Source organism: Candidatus Saccharibacteria bacterium oral taxon 488 (assembly GCA_013099195.1).
GTDB lineage: Bacteria > Patescibacteriota > Saccharimonadia > Saccharimonadales > Saccharimonadaceae > Nanosynbacter.
Map to the genome: position 1 here is coordinate 721,333 of CP039999.1, position 20,546 is coordinate 741,878.

Annotated in this window: 19 protein-coding genes, 3 tRNA genes and 3 pseudogenes; 11 read left to right on the plus strand and 14 right to left on the minus strand. The window is 52.7% G+C overall.

Annotated features, from left to right (window positions below; translation table 11 throughout):
- Positions 1-53: 53 nt before the first annotated feature.
- The 6 genes and pseudogenes from FBF28_03865 to tilS form a co-directional block, all read right to left on the minus strand.
- Positions 54-461, minus strand: coding sequence for a hypothetical protein (locus FBF28_03865; GenBank protein QJU08671.1), 408 nt, complete (start codon positions 459-461; stop codon positions 54-56).
- Between the two features lie 130 nt (positions 462-591).
- Positions 592-1,221 (minus strand): annotated as a pseudogene (locus FBF28_03870) (GTP-binding protein).
- A 240-nt stretch (positions 1,222-1,461) separates the two neighbouring features.
- Positions 1,462-1,662, minus strand: a pseudogene (locus tag FBF28_03875) (GTP-binding protein LepA).
- A complete protein-coding gene (locus tag FBF28_03880) occupies positions 1,662-3,293 on the minus strand; it encodes a virulence factor MviN (protein QJU08816.1) in 1,632 nt (543 codons plus the stop codon). The pseudogene FBF28_03875 and the gene FBF28_03880 overlap by 1 nt, the downstream one beginning before the upstream one ends.
- A gap of 36 nt (positions 3,294-3,329) precedes the next feature.
- Positions 3,330-5,198, minus strand: coding sequence for an ATP-dependent zinc metalloprotease FtsH (hflB, locus tag FBF28_03885; GenBank protein ID QJU08672.1), 1,869 nt, complete (start codon positions 5,196-5,198; stop codon positions 3,330-3,332).
- A 27-nt stretch (positions 5,199-5,225) separates the two neighbouring features.
- Positions 5,226-6,089 (minus strand): tRNA lysidine(34) synthetase TilS, encoded by an 864-nt coding sequence (gene tilS, locus FBF28_03890; GenBank protein QJU08673.1) that lies wholly within the window; start codon positions 6,087-6,089, stop codon positions 5,226-5,228.
- On the opposite strand from tilS, the gene FBF28_03895 reads away from it, so the two are divergent.
- The gene (locus tag FBF28_03895; protein ID QJU08674.1) at positions 5,967-6,764 is read left to right on the plus strand and encodes a hypothetical protein; all 798 of its coding nucleotides are present in this window, start codon (positions 5,967-5,969) and stop codon (positions 6,762-6,764) included. The two genes, tilS and FBF28_03895, sit on opposite strands and share 123 nt — an antisense overlap.
- A 125-nt stretch (positions 6,765-6,889) precedes the next feature.
- Here FBF28_03895 and FBF28_03900 read toward each other — a convergent pair.
- Positions 6,890-6,966: transfer RNA gene (locus tag FBF28_03900), tRNA-Met, on the minus strand.
- A 437-nt stretch (positions 6,967-7,403) separates the two neighbouring features.
- Here FBF28_03900 and FBF28_03905 point away from each other — a divergent pair.
- Genes FBF28_03905 through FBF28_03915 form a run of 3 tightly spaced genes read left to right on the plus strand, consistent with a single transcriptional unit; the run spans position 7,404 to position 9,818 of the window.
- Positions 7,404-8,135, plus strand: a complete 732-nt coding sequence (locus FBF28_03905) for a hypothetical protein (GenBank protein ID QJU08675.1) — start codon at positions 7,404-7,406, stop codon at positions 8,133-8,135.
- Entirely contained in the window at positions 8,135-8,434 is a 300-nt protein-coding gene (locus FBF28_03910) for a hypothetical protein (protein QJU08676.1), read from the plus strand. The genes FBF28_03905 and FBF28_03910 overlap by 1 nt, the downstream gene beginning before the upstream one ends.
- Positions 8,435-8,441: 7 nt before the next feature.
- A complete protein-coding gene (locus tag FBF28_03915) occupies positions 8,442-9,818 on the plus strand; it encodes an FAD-binding protein (protein QJU08677.1) in 1,377 nt (458 codons plus the stop codon).
- A 12-nt stretch (positions 9,819-9,830) separates the two neighbouring features.
- On the opposite strand, the gene murD is transcribed toward FBF28_03915, so the two are convergent.
- Entirely contained in the window at positions 9,831-11,159 is a 1,329-nt protein-coding gene (gene murD, locus FBF28_03920; protein QJU08678.1) for a UDP-N-acetylmuramoyl-L-alanine--D-glutamate ligase, read from the minus strand.
- Positions 11,116-12,477, minus strand: a complete 1,362-nt coding sequence (locus FBF28_03925) for a hypothetical protein (GenBank protein QJU08679.1) — start codon at positions 12,475-12,477, stop codon at positions 11,116-11,118. The genes murD and FBF28_03925 overlap by 44 nt, the downstream gene beginning before the upstream one ends.
- 59 nt (positions 12,478-12,536) lie before the next feature.
- Between FBF28_03925 and FBF28_03930 the strand changes: the two genes are divergently transcribed.
- Positions 12,537-12,854: a divalent-cation tolerance protein CutA gene (locus FBF28_03930; protein QJU08680.1), complete on the plus strand. Its 318-nt coding sequence runs from the start codon at positions 12,537-12,539 to the stop codon at positions 12,852-12,854.
- 62 nt (positions 12,855-12,916) lie between these two features.
- Here the strand turns inward: FBF28_03930 and FBF28_03935 are convergent.
- The 3 genes from FBF28_03935 to FBF28_03945 form a co-directional block, all read right to left on the minus strand.
- Positions 12,917-12,993 (minus strand) — tRNA-Met (locus FBF28_03935).
- Positions 12,994-13,021: 28 nt separating this feature from the next.
- On the minus strand, positions 13,022-13,462 hold the full coding sequence (locus FBF28_03940) for a hypothetical protein (protein QJU08681.1): 441 nt from the start codon (positions 13,460-13,462) through the stop codon (positions 13,022-13,024).
- 644 nt (positions 13,463-14,106) lie between these two features.
- Positions 14,107-14,880, minus strand: coding sequence for a hypothetical protein (locus FBF28_03945; GenBank protein ID QJU08682.1), 774 nt, complete (start codon positions 14,878-14,880; stop codon positions 14,107-14,109).
- Positions 14,881-15,076: 196 nt separating this feature from the next.
- On the opposite strand from FBF28_03945, the gene FBF28_03950 reads away from it, so the two are divergent.
- From FBF28_03950 to FBF28_03975, 6 genes and pseudogenes are all read left to right on the plus strand, one after another.
- Entirely contained in the window at positions 15,077-15,487 is a 411-nt protein-coding gene (locus tag FBF28_03950) for a hypothetical protein (GenBank protein QJU08683.1), read from the plus strand.
- A gap of 13 nt (positions 15,488-15,500) precedes the next feature.
- Complete coding sequence (locus tag FBF28_03955) at positions 15,501-17,009, plus strand: hypothetical protein (GenBank protein QJU08684.1); 1,509 nt, start codon at positions 15,501-15,503, stop codon at positions 17,007-17,009.
- A gap of 113 nt (positions 17,010-17,122) precedes the next feature.
- On the plus strand, positions 17,123-17,614 hold the full coding sequence (locus tag FBF28_03960) for a helix-turn-helix domain-containing protein (protein QJU08685.1): 492 nt from the start codon (positions 17,123-17,125) through the stop codon (positions 17,612-17,614).
- 30 nt (positions 17,615-17,644) lie between these two features.
- Positions 17,645-18,343 carry an ImmA/IrrE family metallo-endopeptidase gene (locus FBF28_03965; protein ID QJU08686.1) on the plus strand — a complete coding sequence of 233 codons (699 nt, stop codon included), beginning with the start codon at positions 17,645-17,647 and terminating at the stop codon, positions 18,341-18,343.
- Positions 18,136-18,825: pseudogene (locus FBF28_03970) on the plus strand (recombinase family protein). Before FBF28_03965 ends, FBF28_03970 begins: the two are co-directional and overlap by 208 nt.
- 243 nt (positions 18,826-19,068) lie before the next feature.
- On the plus strand, positions 19,069-20,073 hold the full coding sequence (locus FBF28_03975; protein ID QJU08817.1) for a hypothetical protein: 1,005 nt from the start codon (positions 19,069-19,071) through the stop codon (positions 20,071-20,073).
- Here the strand turns inward: FBF28_03975 and FBF28_03980 are convergent.
- Positions 20,030-20,105: transfer RNA gene (locus FBF28_03980), tRNA-Met, on the minus strand. The two genes, FBF28_03975 and FBF28_03980, sit on opposite strands and share 44 nt — an antisense overlap.
- 67 nt (positions 20,106-20,172) lie before the next feature.
- Positions 20,173-20,526: a hypothetical protein gene (locus tag FBF28_03985; protein QJU08687.1), complete on the minus strand. Its 354-nt coding sequence runs from the start codon at positions 20,524-20,526 to the stop codon at positions 20,173-20,175.
- Positions 20,527-20,546 lie beyond the last annotated feature (20 nt).

Sequence of the window (20,546 nt, forward strand, 5' to 3'; positions counted from 1 at the left end):
ACAATAGTAAATAATCAATTATTCCTAGCCAAGCGACCTTACTGTCACTCTGTTCAATTCTTATCCGTTTTCTCTCGCCCCTCCTCTTTTTGGCGTCTATGAGACATCCATATAGCCAAGAGTAATAGTGCAGGACATGCTATGATAGCCCCCTTTAGTACTCCGAAACTATTTAATTCGCCATCCCAGCCCAGTGCTTTTGCACTTACGAATATAACCCCGATAATGAAGGAGGCCCAAAAATTATTAATAGCAAAATCATATATACCGGACTGAAAGGAACGAGGTATGTAAAGATCACCAATCATACTTTTATTTTTATACTTAAGACGAGACGCTAAAAGAATAATGTATAAAAGAGATAGTAGCCCAGGGATAATTGTGGCTGGCCTTATTGTATACGCCCATTTAACTGATTCTGGAAGAGCATACAAACTTATCATTGTTGCAGCTATTGTCACAGTAATTGTAAGCCTCAACTCCTCAAGACGACACTCGCCAGCCGCAAGACTACTTGCTTCATACTCAGTGGTTCGCGAATGCCCGCTACCAGTCAACATCTTCCGCTCGCCCATTCTATTAACCATTTTCTCAGTCCATATACCTCTTCAACGTCACCGTATCGCCCACCCGTGCCTCACGCGTGGTTTTGAGGTTAGTGACGATGTAGCCAATTTCACCGGTATCCAGCGACAGGTCGGGAATCATACCAGGGCTGAGATGGCCAACTTCTAGTGCCAGCCCGTTAGCGCCGGTCGCCATCATGTGGATCGCTTCACCTTTTTTAATTTGACCGTCAACTACTCGCACATACAAAATCACACCGCGATAATCGTCATAATAACTATCAAAAATCAGCGCCCGCGTCGGGTCGTCCGGCTGACCTTTTGGTGCTGGAATTCGCTCAACAATCGCCCCCAAAACTTGATCGACATTCTGTCCTGTTTTGGCCGAGATATGAATAATATCGCTCTCATCACAGCCCAGCAAATTGATCACCTGCTTGGACACCCGCGGCACATCAGCGGCCGGCAGATCAACCTTGTTGAGCACTGGGATAATCGTGAGATCTTGCTCCATCGCCAGGTACACATTCGCCAGCGTCTGCGCCTGAATGCCCTGACTAGCGTCGACCACCAACACCGCACCTTCGCAAGCCTGCAAACTACGCGACACCTCGTAACTAAAATCGACGTGACCAGGTGTGTCGATGAGATTGAGGTCGTAGACAGTTGGCTGAGCCAGCCCATTCACGCCAACATCTGCACAAACCCGAGAATCAGACTGCGCTAAGCGGGTGGCAGTCGATGGGGTAGCGCCCGCTTCTGAAGAAATCTCTGATTTTTCAGAAGAAGGGGCGGATCGACTGACAGGACCCGCGTCTAGCGACCGACGTGAAGACTCTGCAAGAGTCTTCGACGATGGGAGCGGTGATGTGCCACTCACTTCCACCTCCTGATATTCATATCTCATCCGCACTGGCGCGAGCTTAATCGTGATCCCCTTCTCACGTTCGAGATCCATACTATCCAGCAGCTGCGACTTCATCTCGCGCTTCTCCACCGTCCCCGTCATCTCCATCATCCGGTCAGCCAGCGTCGATTTGCCGTGATCAATATGAGCGATGATGCAAAAATTGCGGATACTGGTCAGTGGTTTCATCAGTGCCTCAACTTGCTCATATCAAATCGCGAAAACAGCAGGCGTTTAATTCGCGCCAAAACTGGGTCGATTTCTGGCAGCCTTAGCCACTTGGACAGCGCACCGTACACGACAAAATTGAAAATCGTAATCGCCCCAAACTTGGGCAGCGCCCCTAAAAAGCTGTCATCCGACGCTCGAAATGGAATTACCAACACGCTGACATAGCACGCTACCGCTAGTGGCACTGCGGCCAGCGCCATCTTGGCGACCGCTTTGACAAACGTCGCATCAAACAGCTGTGGCATACGCCGCCCTAAAATAATGCATAAAATCACCACCTCGACAAAGGCCACGATCGACTGTGCCCAGGCTAGGCCGTACGGGCCAAGTTTCACGTAGTAGCCAAGTATCACCGCCAGCGCCACATTCAGCACAATCGCAAAAATCGACACATACATCGGCGTCTTGGTGTCCTGCTGCGCATAAAATCCACGCGCCACCATGTGGTATACCGTCCTGAATAAAATCGCCATTACCAAACAGCCGAGAATGTTCGCCATGACAGGGTCACCATTATTATTGATGAAGTGCACCACGTAGCCACGCGCGAAAAACGTCACCACACAAATCGGGATAATCATCCAAATCACCGTCCTGAGAAATGACCGCAGGTCTCTACGAAATAGATCCGGCCGCTCTGAGGCGAGGCGTTCAGTTAGCTGCGGAAAGGCAGCGTTGGAAATAGCGACGCCGATGAGGTTGATTGGCATCATGTGTAGCGTCAGTGCTTGATTATAACGACGGATAATACCATCGCCCATCCGCGAGGCCAAGTTGACTTCGGCTAGGCTGACCACATAATCCATTCCCTGATCAATCGAGCGCGCCGGCAGCAGCGACAGGACTTTACGAAAGCCGCGATTACGCCAATAAATCTTGAAATCATAATCAAAACCGAGACCGATCAATCCAACCGCACTGACGATGAGCTGCAGCACCGACCCGAGCACCACGCCGAGTGCCACGCCCATGATGCCACCATCAAAGATCTGCCAGCCGAACAGATTGATACCATTGGTAAACCATAGCGTACCGATGATAATCCCGACATTGTACAGCATCGGCGCCAGCGCATAGAAGGTGAAGCGACCGACCGCCTGCTGGATGCTGGCGATCACCGCCGCCACCGCAAAAATCAGCGGATTTACGGCAATTACCCGCATCATACTGACTGCCAATGCGTGGCCAGCCTCGCTCAGCCCCGGCGCGATCAGATATTTCATCAGCGGATCAGCAAAAACGATGATCAGAACACTCGTTACCAGCGTCACCAATGCCATCAAATTAATCATGCTCGAGCTAATTTGCCAGGCTGATTGCTTGTTGCCCTTGATCCACCGTTCGTTAAATACCGGAATGAAAGTAACACTCAGCGCCCCCGACACCAGAATCGCAAACATAAAATCCGGCACCATGAACGCTGCCGTATAGGCGTCCAGCCCGACTGGATAGCCAGCCAAGTGAGCCTTCTCGTTAGGGAAATACGCCGCATTCAAAAAGCGATCGCGCAGCAGCCCCAGCAGGCTCGACAGCAACATTGAGCTTGCTAAAATCGTGGCGGCCAACTTGACTGTCAGCCGCTGATTAATCTTGTTGACAACGTTACGAACACGCCCCATAGCAGTTTATGCGTGCAATTTTGCTTCCTTTGGCAGTTTCGTTCCCGAAAGAATCTCGTCCACCGCCGCTTCCTCCAAGGTTTCGTCTTTGAGCAGCGCCTCAGCCAATTTGTCAAGGAACGGACGATTGGCTTTGAGCACCAGCATCGCCCGCTGCTTGGCCTCGGTGATCAGCTGCGACACTTCCTGGTCGATCAATTTGGCAGTCTCGTCTGAATACGGCCGTTCGCGGGTCATCTTGTCAAACATCAGCCCGCCGTTGTCTTCGTGGAATACTTGATCGCGTAGGCTCTGACCCATACCCTGCTCGATCACCATATCGCGGGCAATCTCAGTGGCTTTACGCAGATCTGAGCCAGCACCCGTAGTAATGCCGTCATCGCCGTAAATAATCTGCTCAGCGATCCGGCCGCCCATCGCCCGCGCCAAGATATCCTTGAACTCATAGACATTGGTGTAGCTCTTATCCTCTGGCGGCAAGAACCAGGTGACGCCGCCGGTACCGCCGCGCGGAATGATCGTCACCTTGTGAACTGGATCAGAGTCTGGCAAGACGTGACCAACAATGGCGTGGCCCGCCTCGTGGTACGCTGTCAGCTCCTTCTCGTGGTCGTTCATAACTTTAGCCTTGCGCTCCGGTCCGATCGCTACCCGCTCAAATGCCTCGGTTAATTCTTCGTTGGTAATTTTCTTCTTGTCACGGCGCGCGGCGATGATCGCTGCTTCGTTGGCGATATTAGCGAGATCCGCTCCCGATGAGCCAGCCGTCTTGGCGGCCAATTTATCCAGGTCAACCGTTTCGTCGGTCGGCTTTTTCTTGAAATGAACTTTCAGAATCGCCTCGCGATCTTTGCGCTCCGGCAGAGTAATTGTCACCCGCCGATCAAACCGCCCCGGCCGAAGCAGGGCAGGATCGAGCACATCCGCCCGGTTAGTCGCCGCCAGCACAATCACATTAGTGTCGCCATCAAAGCCGTCCATCTCCACCAAAATCTGGTTCAGGGTTTGCTCGCGCTCATCGTGGCCGCCGCCCATACCTGAGCCGCGCTTGCGGCCCACCGCGTCAATCTCATCGATAAAGACGATACACGGCGCATTTTTCTTGGCCTTTGAGAAAAGGTCGCGCACCCGGCTAGCACCAACACCGACGAACATCTCCACAAACTCTGATCCAGAAATCGAGAAGAACGGCACACCCGCCTCGCCAGCCACTGCCCGCGCCAGCATGGTTTTACCGGTACCCGGATTACCGACCAACAATACGCCTTTCGGAATCTTAGCGCCTAGTTCCTTGTACTTCTTTGGATGCTTCAAGAAATCGACGACTTCTTGCAAGTCCTGCTTAGCATTATCATTACCGGCGATGTCCTCAAACACAATTTTCTCTTTATCCTCGCCGTATAGCCGTGCCTTGCTCTTGCCAAAGCCCATCGCTTGATTATTCTGCCCTTGGGCCTGGCGCATCATGAACATGAAGAAGATCACGATGATCACCACCGGCACGATCATCACCGTCAGATTCCACAGCACCTCACCGGTTTGCGATGGTGGCAGAACGTTAATTTCGACCTTGGCGTCCTTGTTCAAACCTTGCTCATAAATCGTACTACCGGATTCCTTGACCGATTTCTCGGTCGGCTGTTTTTGACCTTTGGGAGTAATTTTCAGATCGTTGCCCTGGATATCAATCTTGGCAATCTCCCCGGCATTTGCCCGGCGCACTACGTCGGTCAACGCGACATTCTTCAAGTTGCTATTTGGTGACAGCGCCGCATACACTGCCAGCCCAAGAAAAACAATGATTGCCCAAAACAGTCCCAGCCGAGCAACCTGCCCGACCCCTTTCTTAGTATTCTTTGGCGTCTTTCCTGCCATACGTCACATAATCCTTTCTCTTTCGTCCTAGCGAGTCACTCGTTTTATTGTAACACCTTTTGTAGATAATTTCACCCGTACACTGGCGGCCGGCTGCCACACCGTTCCTGCTCGACCAGTTTTGATAGCGATCAGCAGTCGATCCAGCTGCGCTGAGAGCAGCGACACGCCAGTCAGTCGCTGCACTTCTCGGTGGAGTAGCTCGCGCGCTGGCTCAATCGGGATATGCACCCAAAAATAACGACTGCCAAGACGTGACGATAACCGCAATGTCTCTTGGTCAATCTCTTGGCGTAGCTGCCATTGCTGACGCCATAGCCGACCAAGCACCGCCCGCTGCTGATCAGTCAGCTTCGCTTGCAACTGTCGGCGCAGCTGATTACGCAGATAAGCATCTGATTGGTTCGTCACGTCCTCCACCCACTCCAACCGGTGGCGCAGTGCATAATCATATATGTCCTGCTTCGTCCATTCCAATAGCGGCCGCTCAATCCGCTGATCGCCCATGGCGGCCAAGCCCCGCCAGCGCGTACCACGCCGCAGGTTGAGTGCTATCGTCTCGATCACGTCATCCTGGTGATGAGCTGTCGTCACCCGCCCACCCCAGCGCGCCGCCGCGTCAAAGAGAAATTGATACCGCCGCTGACGCGCCACATCTTCGCTGGCTGCCGGCCCCAATTCCTCACGCCTGGTAACATATGGCACATTATACCGGCGCGCTAGCCCCGCCACGAACCGCGCATCGGCCGCCGATTCTGCCCGAATTCCATGATCAAAGTGAGCCACCACCACCTCGTCCTGCCCATGCCGCAATACGCTGTCGAGGAGCACCACGCTGTCCACTCCACCCGATACCGCAATCAGTCGCTTCATGAGGATATTATGACACATACTGCGGGGCTACGTGATACAATACTCACTATGCACGAGACAACCATCCTCTGCTTTGGTGATTCCAACACCTTTGGGCAGCGGCCCGATACGAACGCGCGATATGACGAGTCAGTGCGCTGGCCGCGGCGACTGGGGGCGCTGCTAGCGGACGAGGCACGCCAATATTATGTCATCGAGGAGGGGCTAGGCGGTCGGCGGACTGACCTTGATCATCCTGACCCAGCCAAGCCGTCGAGAAATGGCTGGACGTATTTTCCGCCGTGCCTGGCCAGTCATCAGCCCGACATCGCCATCATCATGCTGGGAACAAATGATGCCCAGCTCTGCCACCAGCGACCAGTTGAGGCGATCGTGACGGCACTGGCGCACTACGTCACGTATTGTCACGAATCAGACGTCACACCGCTACTTGTTGCACCACTCATCCCAGACCCTGCTGGCCTGTTCAACGAGGCAATCGTACCGCGATCGGCATGGCACTTTGATGATACAGCCGTGGCGACACTAACTGCACTGCCTGAAAAAATTCGAACCTATGCTACTAAATATAATGTTGCGTTTTTCGACGCCAACACATATGCCAAGGCCGGTGTAGACGGACTGCACTGGACAGCAGCGGGTCACGAGCGATTTGCCCGAGCAATCGCCCAGATGATACGTGAAATACTGTGAGTTAACTCAAATATTATTTTCACGAAAATATCATCCTATCGTCAACTCTTGTAATAGCGTGCGCAATGTGTCATCCACATATTAAAATACCGCGGCCCATACAGACCGCGGATAAAAAACAATTCTGGTAGCACCGGGTGGACCCGAACCACCGACCTCAGGCTTATGAGTCCTGCGCTCTAACCAGCTGAGCTACGGTGCCACACGTCACCAATTGTACCAAACGAGTCAGAAAATCTCAACCGCCTCAAAAGCCTATCTGTCAGATGAGACCAAACTGCTACCCAAACAAAGGCCGATCCGTACTGCCCACAGAGCTAAGCTGCCAGCTCCACGCCTTCTTCGTCCAGCAGCTCCAGTCGCCGCACTACCAATGAACGTAGCTCCTCGCACGTCCGCCGGCGCTGCCATGTCCGCAGCTGGTCATTATTGACCGCAGCTAAAAATTGCCCAAGCTCGTGCTCAGTGATATCCATGTTGTTGCCTTTCTGTGTTTGTTAAACCGTGGCTTTACTATAGCACACATTTGACATAAGTGCAATAGTATGACAGTTCGCATCATTACCCGACCAATGCTCCCACCGGCTTCCCTCAGCAAACCGCTTGTGATAAACTGGAGGGAGAGGATTTTACACAAACATGACCCCGGCTATCATTTCATCACTCGCCATCGTCGCCTTCTCGGCACTGATCCACGCTAGTTTTCAGCTCAGCGTCAGCGTCTTGACCTTGCTCAGCGGCCATTCCCTCGGCAAGCAAACCGCCCGCCGAAAAGTATTGCGACTGATGAATGGATTTGTGTGTGGAGTGTTGGTGCTGACCGCACTGCTAATATCGGCGATCGTCTACTATCTGTCGCTGGTCATTCATCACGCCGCTCAGGCCGAGCAGCTGGTAGCGGCCATCATCTGCGGGCTGATGGTCGGGCTGGGTGTGGCGACTTGGGCGGTGTACTACCGACGAGGCGAAGGTACGGCCTTGTGGCTACCGCGCAGCTTCGCGACCTACCTATCAAAGCGCTCAAAAGCGACGCGTCACAGCGCCGAGGCCTTTAGTCTCGGGATGGCGAGCGTGGTGGCCGAGTTACTGTTTATCATCGGGCCAATGGCAGCGGCGGGGCTGGCAACCGTCCTACTACCATCAACCGAGTGGCGGCTCATCGCCATCGCCCTTTACGTCGTCATATCGCTGCTATCACTGGTCGTCGTATTAATGCTGGTCGGCAGTGGCCATTCCCTCGCCCATCTACAACAGTGGCGGATGGCGCATAAACGTTTCTTGCAATTTGCAGCTGGCGGCAGCTTGATCATCTTGGGCGGCTTTTTGTTCGTTGATCGAGTACTTGGCATCGTCAGCTACGGAGGTTTTTGATGTCAGAAGGGCACCCAAACCGACCAATCATCGATGTCGTTAAGCGTGGCAAACGACCGAGCGAAGAATTTGATCCGACAAAACTCCACCACTCTATCATGGCGACCTGCCTGAGTATCCGCACACCCGAAGGCCAAGCTGATGATATCGCCAAGTCAGTCACCCTCGGCGTGATGAGCTGGTGCGAGACCCGGCCAGAAATTACCACAAACGACATCCGACACCGCGCGACGCAGTTACTACAGAAATTACACACCGACGCAGCATTTGTTTATCAACACCATAAGACAATCATGTAGGGGGCACATGGCACAAAAACCAACTTTTGATTATGATGTAATTGTCATCGGCAGCGGCGCTGGCGGTTCACCAGCCGCAACCGTCTTGGCGCGCGCTGGCAAGAAAGTCGCCATCATCGAGCGCGGTACCTTTGGCGGCGAGTCCCCAAACTGGGGCGACATTCCGACTGGCGCCCTGCTCTATACCGCTGACGTCTATTACGAGGCCAAAACAGCAGCCAAGTTCGGCCTGCGCACCAGCACGGTCGGCTATAATTATCCTTCGCTACTCGCCTGGAAAGACACCGCCATCAAGCGCACCGGCACCGGCGGCAACCGCAGTTACTACGAGAAACAAGGCATCAGCGTCTTTACCGGCAGCGCCCACTTTCTCAGTCCCAACGAGATTACCGTCAGCCGCCGCCACTTATCAGCGCGCAAATTCCTGATCGCTAGCGGCTCAACCTGGCGCGATGATCACATCCCAGGCCTCGACGAAGTGGCCTATCACACACCACAAACTATCCTCTCGCTCAAACGCCCGCCCAAAACACTGTTCGTTGTCGGCTCTGGCACGACAGCGATGGAGCTGGCATATTTGTTCTCGACCTTTGGCAGCAAGGTGTATGTCGCCGAGACCGCCGGGCGTATCTTGCCCGAGTTTGACCAAGAAGTTGGCGAACTGATCGCCGCTGACGCCAAGGCACAGCGCGGCATGAACATCCTCACCCAGACAAAGCTGGTCGCCGTCCAAAAAGACGGCATCGCAAAGCGCGTCACCTACGCTCGTGGCGGCCAGCAGCATTCAGTGCGCGTTGATGAGATTCTCATCGCCGATGATCGCTTACCGACGACCGACATTGGCCTAGAAAATGCGGGCGTAGCATATACTGAACATGGCATTCAAGTCAGCGAAGCGATGCAGACTTCGGCACGGCACATCTTTGCAGCTGGCAGCGTCGTTGACCTTCAGGCACAGACACACACCATCCTCAGCCACAGCCGCACCGCTGCACACAACTTACTACACCGTAATTTCATCGCGCTTGACGATACACCGCGTTTGACGATCGCCTTCACCGACCCGCAGATCGCCCGGACGGGACTGGACGAGGACGACTGCCTGCGTCGTGACTTGAAGATAACTATCGCCCTAGCACCGCTGACCTTGACCGCTCGCAGCAACATCACCGACCGGCGCAGTGGGTTTGTCAAATTGATCAGCGACAAAAAAGGTGTCCTGCTCGGCGCCACCATCGTCGCACCGGGCGCCAGCGACTTGATGACCGGCCTCAGCCTCGCCATCCGTCACGGCCTAACCGCCAAACAATTGATGAGCACACCAAATTGTTTCGTTGCCTGGTCAGAGGCGGTACGCATTGCGGCGGGGAAATTGGCAGCGTGATGTCGGTATTCGCTAAACTCTCAGGTTAGCCGTATTTAGTTCCTCAACACAAGAGCGAAAGCAATCACTTTTCTCTTTGTAGTTGCGAAACGATCCGAAGGAGGGCGCCGCCGGAGAGAGAAGTACCGTACCACCTGACCCTGATAGATATTGAAACGAAACTGCTACTGCAGCAGACAAAGATACCGCCTGGAACAAAGCAACAATATGACAATTAGCACTATCTAGACGATCAGTAATAGCTTTCGCAATCCTCGCACCATTCTCAGGCATTGTTACAACGATTGTTGCTTCTAGACGATCACAAATTTCCTTAGCTAAACTATCATAGTCAATACCTCGATCAGCCCCACCTAATAGCAGAGCAAGCGGCCCCTTGATCGCATGGATTCCTTCAATCGTTGAAAGACAGTTCGTTGACAGTGTATCGTCGACAAACACAACTGCGCCCACACTACCCACCACCTCAAGGCGATGTCGTAATGACTTAAAATTTTGTAATACAGAATAGAGTTTTTGCCGCTCTAACTTCACTCCCAATTGCGATAGTGCTGCAACCGCTAAAAGTGCATTCCTGACGTTGTGCTCCCCAAAAATATTGAGATGAGGCCTCAGTTCACTTGCTAGCTTATCGTTGAGACTTACCCAGCGCACATCTGACCCCATGAGATGCTGATATTTCTTAAGCTCCTGGGAGTCACCATTAGCTATAACTGTACATGGTGTGTATTTCGTGCAAATCGATAATTTATCCTCATAATAATTCTGCAACGACCCGTGCCAGGTCAGATGGTCAGCGCTTAGGGAAGTAATGATAACAAGTGGAGCCGCCGTTGTGAGGTTGGCCGCCTGATAACTAGAGGTCTCGACAACCCAAAAATCCGGCTCTTGAGCAAGAGAATCTGCCTCCCTACCCCATGGCGGCGTCCCAACATTTCCACATAAAAAGGCAGTCTTACCAGCCGCCCTTAGCAATTCACATAATAAAGCAGACGTCGTTGACTTACCTTTCGTTCCTGATACTAAAACAACATTTTCCAATGAGTCCCTAGAGTGCAACCATAGATCTAACCCCGTAACTACCCTGGTATTGTTTTTAACAAGATTTCTGATTACTGCCGAGTTCTTCGGGATACCGGGAGATGTTATCACTACCTGGCATTTCAGTAGTTCCGCCAGATTTTCTTGGGAATCAGTAGTGAAAGATTGAAACGGTATGCCTAGCTTGTTAAGTCTATAAGCCGTTTCCAAGCCTTCGGCACCAACACCGAGAACCCCCACAGAAAGCCCCCTTAGATCATTCCAAGCAAGCGGCACGAAGATACCTTCCTGGTACACGATGACCGTTTGGTGTCAAGAAGTCTGGCTCAGGGTCTTTTGGTAAATTATCTAACAAGCCTTTGACACCAAGGTCAATACCGCCATGGCGCCTATCCTCGCGTCGCGACATTAGCCGCATCGCCACTCGTGACTCTCCAACATCGCCGACACATTCCCACGGCTTGATATTCTCATCCATCCCTAAAAGCCCGCGAAATGATGACACAAGATCTGGGTTCTGAAGAGGCTCAATGCCAGAGAACACCCGCTCAAGCGCCGCCTTCGACAAAAAAGGAGAGAGAATGAGGTCAATAAATGCACATTTATCGCATGCACCACACCACCCCTGAGAACGCCTTGCTTCGTCAAGAATAAACGCCTTGTTACAGCTACAGAATGTATCAAAATAAGCAGCACACCTATTAGTAAACTGCTGCGCAATCCATAGTTCCGACCACGGGCGAAGTAGGGAAAAATAGTTAGGTAGTCCCGGCGCCACGAGCACCCCATTAAAACCACATTCAAATTCCTCAGATTTTGAATATTGATGATTAACACGTATTCCATCAGCCGTTACTAGCGTCGGGGACGATGCTGACCACTCATTAGACATGACCACAGCATCTTTTCCAGCCAGTGCTGCCGCAACGACAGCCATCGCCGAAATAATTCCGGTAACCGGTACATGCCCGTTCAAAAATCCAGGCGTCGTTCCCAATTGTTTATCTAGGTATCGCTCGGCTCGGATAACAGAAAGCCCTGTTGCGGCCGCAGGGTTATCAACCGCTGGAAAGGCTATGTCTTCTTTATTGACGATGAACAGCGTTGGCGTGATACCGGCTGCTCTCAAGAGTTCAATACTAACCAATGAGTCAATCCCGCCGCCAAATGGAACGAGGGGGTCACATTGCTGCATTGGCGATACGCTCTGATGCGATAAATTTTGTTTATCCAGTTCATAATGGGAAATCTCAAGCCCACTCACCCGTTGAAAAATCCCTTGACCCGGATGCGCGAGATCTGCCCGATAGGCAAATTCACCGAGACCTTGGCGATAATACTGTTCAAGGAACTTTACCTCATCATCGCGCAACTTCATACCCGACATATCTAAACGAGCTGGCGCCAGGGTTTTGTAGTAAGATACGCCAGCAAGCAAGAAGAGCCACTTTACAGCATATTTAACAGCAGGTTGCTTCCAGTCACCGCCTCCGGGAAAAACAAAGACCTCCGTAAAGTCATACTCCCCAATCCGCCAATGACAATGGATGGAATTTTTTACCTCATTAACATCATAGCCCAAAAATACAAAGTCATCATTACTTGCTAAGTGTGTCATAAACTTAATTATACCAGAGAGCTTTGAAGGTCTTGCTATAATAGCAATAAGGGACTGCCATGAAAAGTAAATACTCCATGACCATGGTGTCAGTAGGAAAAGAGAGCGAAGCGAAGAACATCGCCAAGGCCCTCGTCGAGCAAAAACTGGCCGCGTGTGTGCAGCTGCTGCCGATTCAGTCAACCTACATTTGGCAAGGAAAATTTGAATGCGATACAGAGATCTTGATGCTTATCAAGTCGCGCAAAGATGACTTTGTGGCAATTGAAAGAGTAGTCAGGTCGCTCCATAGCTATGACGTAGCAGAGATAATCTCATTTGATATTACTGCTGGATCACAGCCGTATCTTGACTGGATCGACGAAACTTGTCGGTAGATCAATACGCTAAGGATATTAAAAACGACCTCAACTCATGAGGCCGAAGAATCAATGAAACATGGTTGCGGGGGCAGGATTTGAACCTGCGACCTTTTGGTTATGAGCCAAACGAGCTACCAGGCTGCTCTACCCCGCGGCACATTGTCCATCTTAGCAAACACGAATTATTTTTGCAAGTTCTGACTCGTCCGCCGCGCGCCAAAGAGGAAATTGACCCACTGCTGGAAGTTACTGGTCGGCTGTTTTTGCGGCGTATTGTGGGCGGTCGGTTGCTGCTTGGCCGCGTCGGTTGACGGCACGATCAGCAGCTTTTCGCCGGGCGAGCCACGGCCCAGGCGCTGGCGCACCGCGAGATCGAGGTACTCGTCGCTTTCATAATATTTCGATTCATACGCCAACAGTTCAGTGCGCAACTTCTCGACCGTCAGCTGGTACTTTTTTTGATCGACCATCTGTTGCAGTTCATAATTGCGCTGCATCGACTCGATCGACCCCCACGCCCAACTCAGCGCGATCAGTGCCGCCGCCGCAACCACAACATTATTCAGCGTCAAATAATCGTGACGCACGTGGTACCAAAATCGTTTGAGTTTCAGCGTGTTCATGTTGGTTTTATCAGAAGGTATGGCTATATTATGAGGGGTCGGGTGGGGTTAGTCAAGATGGGCGAGTGCTTAGAGGATCTGATTCGTTCAGGAGCTTTTTCGCTCATGTGGGTCGATACTCTTTCTAGGCTGCTACGGATTCTCGCAGTTGCACCAAACCTGTAGCGCGGTTGATGTCAAGCTCCTCCGGAGGATCATCGTTCAACGCTTGGACGGCTTCACCTTCGAAGAAACCAACCTCTTGACTGGTGAGATAGTCGAGCAACTCAAGGAGTCGCATGCTCCCTCCCCGCTCCCGTAAGATAGAAATCACTTTATTCTGTCTGCGTCTGTGTGGACACTCTTCTGATTCCAAGTCATTTTCTATACAGCGCCCTGTCTGATTAGCAGTCGTATCTTCCTCTGCTTTTAGAGCTTCCTTCCCGAGCCGTCTCTCGCGCAGATATGGCCCACACCACCTGCATGCTGCTATCTCCAGCTCTCCGCTCGCTGACGCCACCGGCTGTTCTTGTTTTGATAGTTAAGTTGGCTGTAAATGCTCCGTCATAATACTTGATTGTAGCATGAATGGTTAAAAATGGGGAGGGACTAGCTCGTAGCAACCTAGCAAAATTACTAGTCCATTTCGGTCGCCCGTAGTAAGCTCAGTGCACCAGTTCCATAAACTCGGAAGAGTTCACATATTCAAAATCATGTGCCAGATGGTCACTCAGGAGGTTGTTAACATTCAAAGGCCGTGGCACCGCAGCACCGAGATATATAGCTGCGATGAGCGCCGTCGATAGGCTGTGGCGAAGATTGAGTACAGCAAGCTTTTCAAAAATATCCGCCTGATGTGTTTCGAGGTAGGTTTTGTGTAGCCTGGTCATCGAGCCTTTTGCGAGTTCTGGCTGCGTCACATCAAGCCCAAGATCCTCAGCCACATCGACGAGGCGCCGGCTGGCTATCGGCGTCAGACGATCGATATCGTACCTCGTGTCAATTACCGCCTGATTTTGCCGCCGCTCTCTCCACTTGTCGTATAGCCAATCCACCTGTTCTGTTGCAATTGGCAACGATCGTTTTAGTACTGACAAATCGGCGCAGAGTTGGTGACCTGCAAAGGTCACGCCGGACAATGTCCGCGAGGAAGCAATATCTGACTCGATCATCTCCAGAAGCCGCGGCACCTCGTCTTCTGATTCCAGATAGACCGACTTAAATCCAAATTCGAGCAGACTTTGATCCTCCAGTGAATCAACATGTGCAAGGTCAATGATGGCCCACGAGTAGCAAAACGGTTTTGACGCTCCCCGAACCCGGAAATTCTTTGTCCACTCAACATCGAGCGCAGCAACGAGACTTCGTTCTCGACCAAACGGGCGCTCTGGGTCACCAAACGGGCGTTCTGCCCATTGCAAGTTTGTTCTCAGGTGCATCGTTGTGTATATTCTCCTGGGACGATTTTAACTCACATAGATGCTTTTACCAAGGCTCTGGAGAATGGTTGCCTGAAGGAATAACATTACGAATCCTGATAGTACAAAACTCCAGCTTAAGGACACCATTTCTTGCACCCAAAGATCCGAGTAGCTATTGCTTTATTTGCACAGCTAGCTTATATTTACAGTAAATATGAGCTCAGAATTCAAGCCATTGCCGCGCTTCGACCTAGGACAAACACATCCCCTTGGCCCCAATCCGCTGGACGGCTCCAAGAAGGAGAACGCAGCGATGACTAGTGATGCTGCAACAGCTGAGTCATGGACAAGTTATAACTTGCCACACATCGAAGCTCTTAAAAGCAAGGCTCACGAACCTGGAATTCCTTGGCTTGTTAAGGTTTTTCGAGTATGGCGCGCAAATAGGGCTATCGAAAAACGGAATAAAAAGACCTTTTCCAACATCGGCATAACGGCCGTTCACTTAATGGAATGCGATCGGACGGACGGGAAGCGACTTGTCATTGTCCGAAAGGAGAAAGATGAGGATCCGAGGGTGGTGCTTGAGCCTAAAATCGGCTATCCAAAACGCACTAAACGGTAGCGCGAGATATGGCTTGAACAAGGAAAAGGCTTCTCCTGAAGACCTCCTAGAAACTCCAAAAGCCAGAACCGGAACATCGCCTCCATCTGAAGCAGAACTGTCGAAATCTGTCAAGCTATTGTTAGACGGAAGCTGGATCACTCGGCGCATAGAATCGATCGAAGTCCTAGACGACGCTTGGATCGAAAGAAGAACTTCAATTCAAGTCTCGACTGACCGCATTGCGCAGCTCCTACAATTACCGCTAGATGGGCGTCGTATATGGATACCGATCGGCGTTAACAGGAAAGAGTATTATCTTAAATTTGATCTCATGGACGCCGCTGGGGTATCGGTCCCTCTGGCTGGGCGGGAGGCCGATTCAGTATTCGGACAGACAGTACTCTGCTTTTTAGCAGACAGGGCTGACAACAAATTCAAAAATACCGCAAAGAGCCTAGCCTACTCCATGGCTGGAGATCCCAAGAGTCTTCTCAAACTACAAGAAAACCCCACCGAAGAATTTACGAGGATCACCAAGCTATTAGCGCATCACTTTTGCCCCATGATAAGCCTTTCTCTTTCCGGAGGCGAAGCTGTCTATAAGATGATGCGCGTTGAAGCCCAAGAGTTACCTCAAAGGATTCAACAGGACGCCAGCAACAAATCTCAGAAGAAGCAGGATGGCAGCAAGAAAGAACAGAACGACAGGGCCACTTCCACTCGACTGGAGGGCGATACCACAAAGACAATCACGCCGTACCCTTCCCAAGCACTCAGTGTCGACTTCCCTTATTTTGGCTGGGCAATCAGTGAGCATGTGAGAATATCGCTTCCCGAGGGAACCTTCTTCTCTTCGCTGTTTTTTGGCTCCTCCATGCGTTCACAAAACGTCACGTTAAATGCGCTCGACAGGGCATCAATCTACGGCCACGAAGAGCCAGCATCTCCCGATGACATTGAAGCATCACCTAAACTAAGACCAGCAAGAGATAGCGCGAGAGACTATAGGCTTACTGCAGCTCTAATGCCAAAGAAACAGGGGAGCTTAAGAGGAACTCTTGTGGTAACTTGGTACATCGTTGCGATCCTGATGGCTGCAGGAGTTTTTGGGCTCCTCCACGACTGCCTGATCTCCGGATCTACCGGTCAGCACAGTGATTCAAACATGTTCGAGCGTCTACGAGGAGAACCTGCTCTAACCTTAGGAGTTGTGCTGCCATCCGTTATGGTTGGATATTTCTATGTTGCCACTGAAACGCGGTCTAGGCATCAGCTTCTCAGGAAATGGAGAAATTTAGCCTCATGGTCATTGGCTCCAACTTTGTTATTTGCTATATACATCCTTGCCGCCCCGAAAGAAATCCTTTGCTCCCAGTGGACTTCTTGGATTTCTCTCGGACTGGGATTTTCTAGTCTAATAGGGTTTGCCATCCCTGTCTCCATATGGTGGCACAGGATCAGCAGCGAGATGTGGAGGCAGAGCAATAAAGTTGGTAATGAGAGCCTGGAGAGTGGACACTGGACGCCTCTTCCATCATAAAGCGAACTCCCATAATCAATAGCGCAGGACCCGAGAAACTACCACCCCTGTAAACCGTTGTAAAATCAGCCAAACTCGTTCAAATTTCTAAACACGGAGCGTACAATAGAAATATGAACGAAACAGGTCGCATTTCCACACCCATTTCTGAGGGAACCCTCCCACGTTCTGGGAACACGCGAGGGATTCCGGCTCGTGCCAGACCCCAGCCCAAGCTCGGGCGATTGTTGCGGGAAGCCCGCGAGGCTGCGGGTCTGAGTGTCCGTCAAGCAGCTGCTGAGTCTGGTATCTCGCCGGGTGCTATTTCCCTCCTTGAACAGGGCAAGACGCCCAGCACGCGTATTGATCGTCTGCTGGCTTTGACCGAGGTGTACGGTGTCGAGCCCTTGGAGATCATCGAGGCAGCTGGCTACAACCTCACCTCCACATTGCCGACTTTCACTCCGTATCTGCGTTCCAAGTACGGCCAGCTGCCACCCGAGGCCCACGAGGAGATCGCGGCCGCGTTTCAGCGTATCGCTGGTAAATACGGCATCGCTGAAGACAGCTGTGGCCCCGCTGCCGGCGAGGACGAAATCCTCGTAGAGACGGGACGCACTACATAACCATATTTGCTTCAATCGAAAGGAGGCTCTATGAACACATCAAGCACACCAAGCATTCTGAGGAGCCTCCGCCAGCTCACACCCCACCGCGCCTGCTGTTTTACCGAAGCACTCGACCTGGCCGAACGCCAAGCCGCCAAACTCAACCAGCTCCTGGCCGTCAGCCATCCCAGCTTCCAACTGACCGGCATCACCGAGAACCACATCACCGGCCTGCCCCACATCCGTATCGTCCGCGAACAGCTGCCGGTTTCTGGCATGAGCCACTGGAACGGGCAGGAGTGGATCATCTGCCTCAACCGTGACGATCCCGAAGTGCGGCAACGCTTCACCCTGCTACACGAGTTCAAGCACATCATCGATCACGGCCATACCCACTGGCTCTACACCACGCAAAAACCCACAGCCTTCACGCGTTGCTGGGGTCGCCCACCACAACTGACAGTCCACGAGCAGGCCGAGCGAGCCGCCGACTACTTCGCAGGCTGCGCCCTGGTACCACGCACCGCCTTGAAACAGGCATGGGCCGCTGGACTCCAAACCCCCACCGCATTGGCCGACCACTTCGCCGTCTCCGAAGCCGCCATTCGCGTGCGCATCGACCAGACCGGTATCGCCCGCACCCTCGACCCGGAACCCTCACCTGCCCGCTGCGCCCGCCCCATCCGCACCCCACGGTGGCAGCCACAGCGCTTCACCATCCAGCAACCACACTACGGAAGGAGATAGCCATGACCACAACGACAACGAAGCGTGCGGTGATCTACCTGCGCGTATCTACACGCGACCAGGCCAAACGAGGAGGAGAAACCGAAGGATTCTCCATCCCAGCTCAGCGAGAAGCCTGCCACCGCAAAGCCAAGAGCCTTGGCGCGGAAGTGATCGAAGAGTTCATCGACGCCGGCGAGAGCGCCAAATCCGCCCAGCGACCCGAGCTACAGCGAATGCTCACCTACGTCAAACACAACACCATCCAGCTGGTCATCGTCCACAAAGTCGACCGCCTCGCCCGCAACCGCATGGACGACGTCCAAATCAACTTCGAGATCCAACAAGCCGGCGCCCAACTCGTCTCCTGCTCAGAAAACATCGACGAAACACCAAGCGGCATGCTGCTACACGGCATCATGAGCTCCATTGCCGAGTTCTACAGCCAAAACCTCGCCACCGAAGCCAAGAAAGGCATGACCCAGAAAGCCAAATCCGGCGGCACCCCCGGACGCGCCCCATTCGGCTACATCAACACCACACAGCGCACCGCCGAAGGCCGCGAAGTCCGCACCGTGATCACCGACCCGGATCGAGCCCACTGGGTGCCATGGATGTATGAACGCTACGCCACCGGCGAATGGACCATCGGGATGCTCCGCGACGAACTCAAAACCCACGGCGTCACCACCCTCGCACGCCCCAAACAACCAGCAAGACCCCTCACCACATCCATGGTGCACGCCATCCTCAGCAACCCCTACTACACAGGCCTGGTCGTCTTCGGGGGCGCCACCTACCAAGGCCGACACCAGCCCCTGGTCTCCACCGAACTGTGGTCAAAAGTCGAAGCCATCCGCCGCGGTAGATCCCACGCCAAAGAGAAACCCGCCATCCGAACCCACTACCTCAAAGGCAGCCTGTTCTGCGGACAATGCGGCTCACCCCTCAGCTACGAAATCTCCCGCAACCGCCTCGGCAACTACTACGAATACTTCTACTGCCTCGGACGCCAAGCCCGGAAAAACGGCTGCACCTTCGTCGCAATCCAAGCCCACCACGCCGAACAACTCGTCGAAGACCACTGGGCAACCATCACACTGCCAGACAAAACCCTCACCACAGTACGCGAACTAGTCATCTCCCACCTCGACACCATCCTCAAAGAACACAACCACCAAGCACACCAAGCAGAAACCACCCTCGCCGAAGCCACCGCCCACAGCGAACGCCTAATGCAGGCCTACTACGCCGGAGCCATCGACACAGAACTACTCCGCAAAGAACAAGAACGCATCAGAACCGACAGAACAACCGCAGAGCGCCAACTCCGCCACCTACAAACCTCCCGAGACAAACTCCACACCGCCCTCGACCAATGCCTCTCGGTCCTCCACAACGGACAACAGCAATACCTCGCAGCCACCGACAACTCCCGCCGTGACCTCAACCAAGCCGTCTTCGACAAGATCTACCTGGACGATGACGAGGTCACCAACAGCCACCACAAAGCCGTCTACCACTACCTCCTCGACAGCAACCTCCCAGCAGTCCTGGAGGGCGAAGCCAAGGAGCAGCAGGGCGTGGTGGCACCCGAAGCCAAGACACGACAGGACGCCGTGACCCCTGACAAGCAGCGGGATGCCGTAACTCCGGACAACATGAAGAACCTCCAGCCGGTGGCCGGAGGTTCTAAGATGACGCTTTTGGTGGGGGTGGCTGGGATCGAACCAGCGACCAACAGGTTATGAGCCCGCTGCTCTAACCGCTGAGCTACACCCCCATGAGCGATATTATACCGTAAAAGCAGCCGAGTGAGAAGTGCCGTCAATTTCCTCCTCTACCGACCGTCAAGCTGCTCGTGCATTCCTGAGGGCAGTGCGCACCATCCTAATTCCATCCCTATTTGTCTGTTTTTGTTCCTCAGTTAACGGGCCCTGTCCCGATGCTTCATGGGCTTGTTGCGTGCGTGTATCAAAACGGCTACGTTCGCAAGGGGGTGTTTTCTTATTAACAGAGATATTTTGATCAGGCAATGGCTGACTATTCGCATGAACAATCTGATCAGCCGGCGGTTCAAGCCCAAGTGCCAATCGCGCTTTATAATATGGCCAGCCCATTTCATCGACAAGCTTATCAACCATCTTCCATTCCTCCGCGGTCAATTCACGGTCCCGCTCACCAGTCTGCGATAGTTCACTCATAATTATTAAATATCACATTT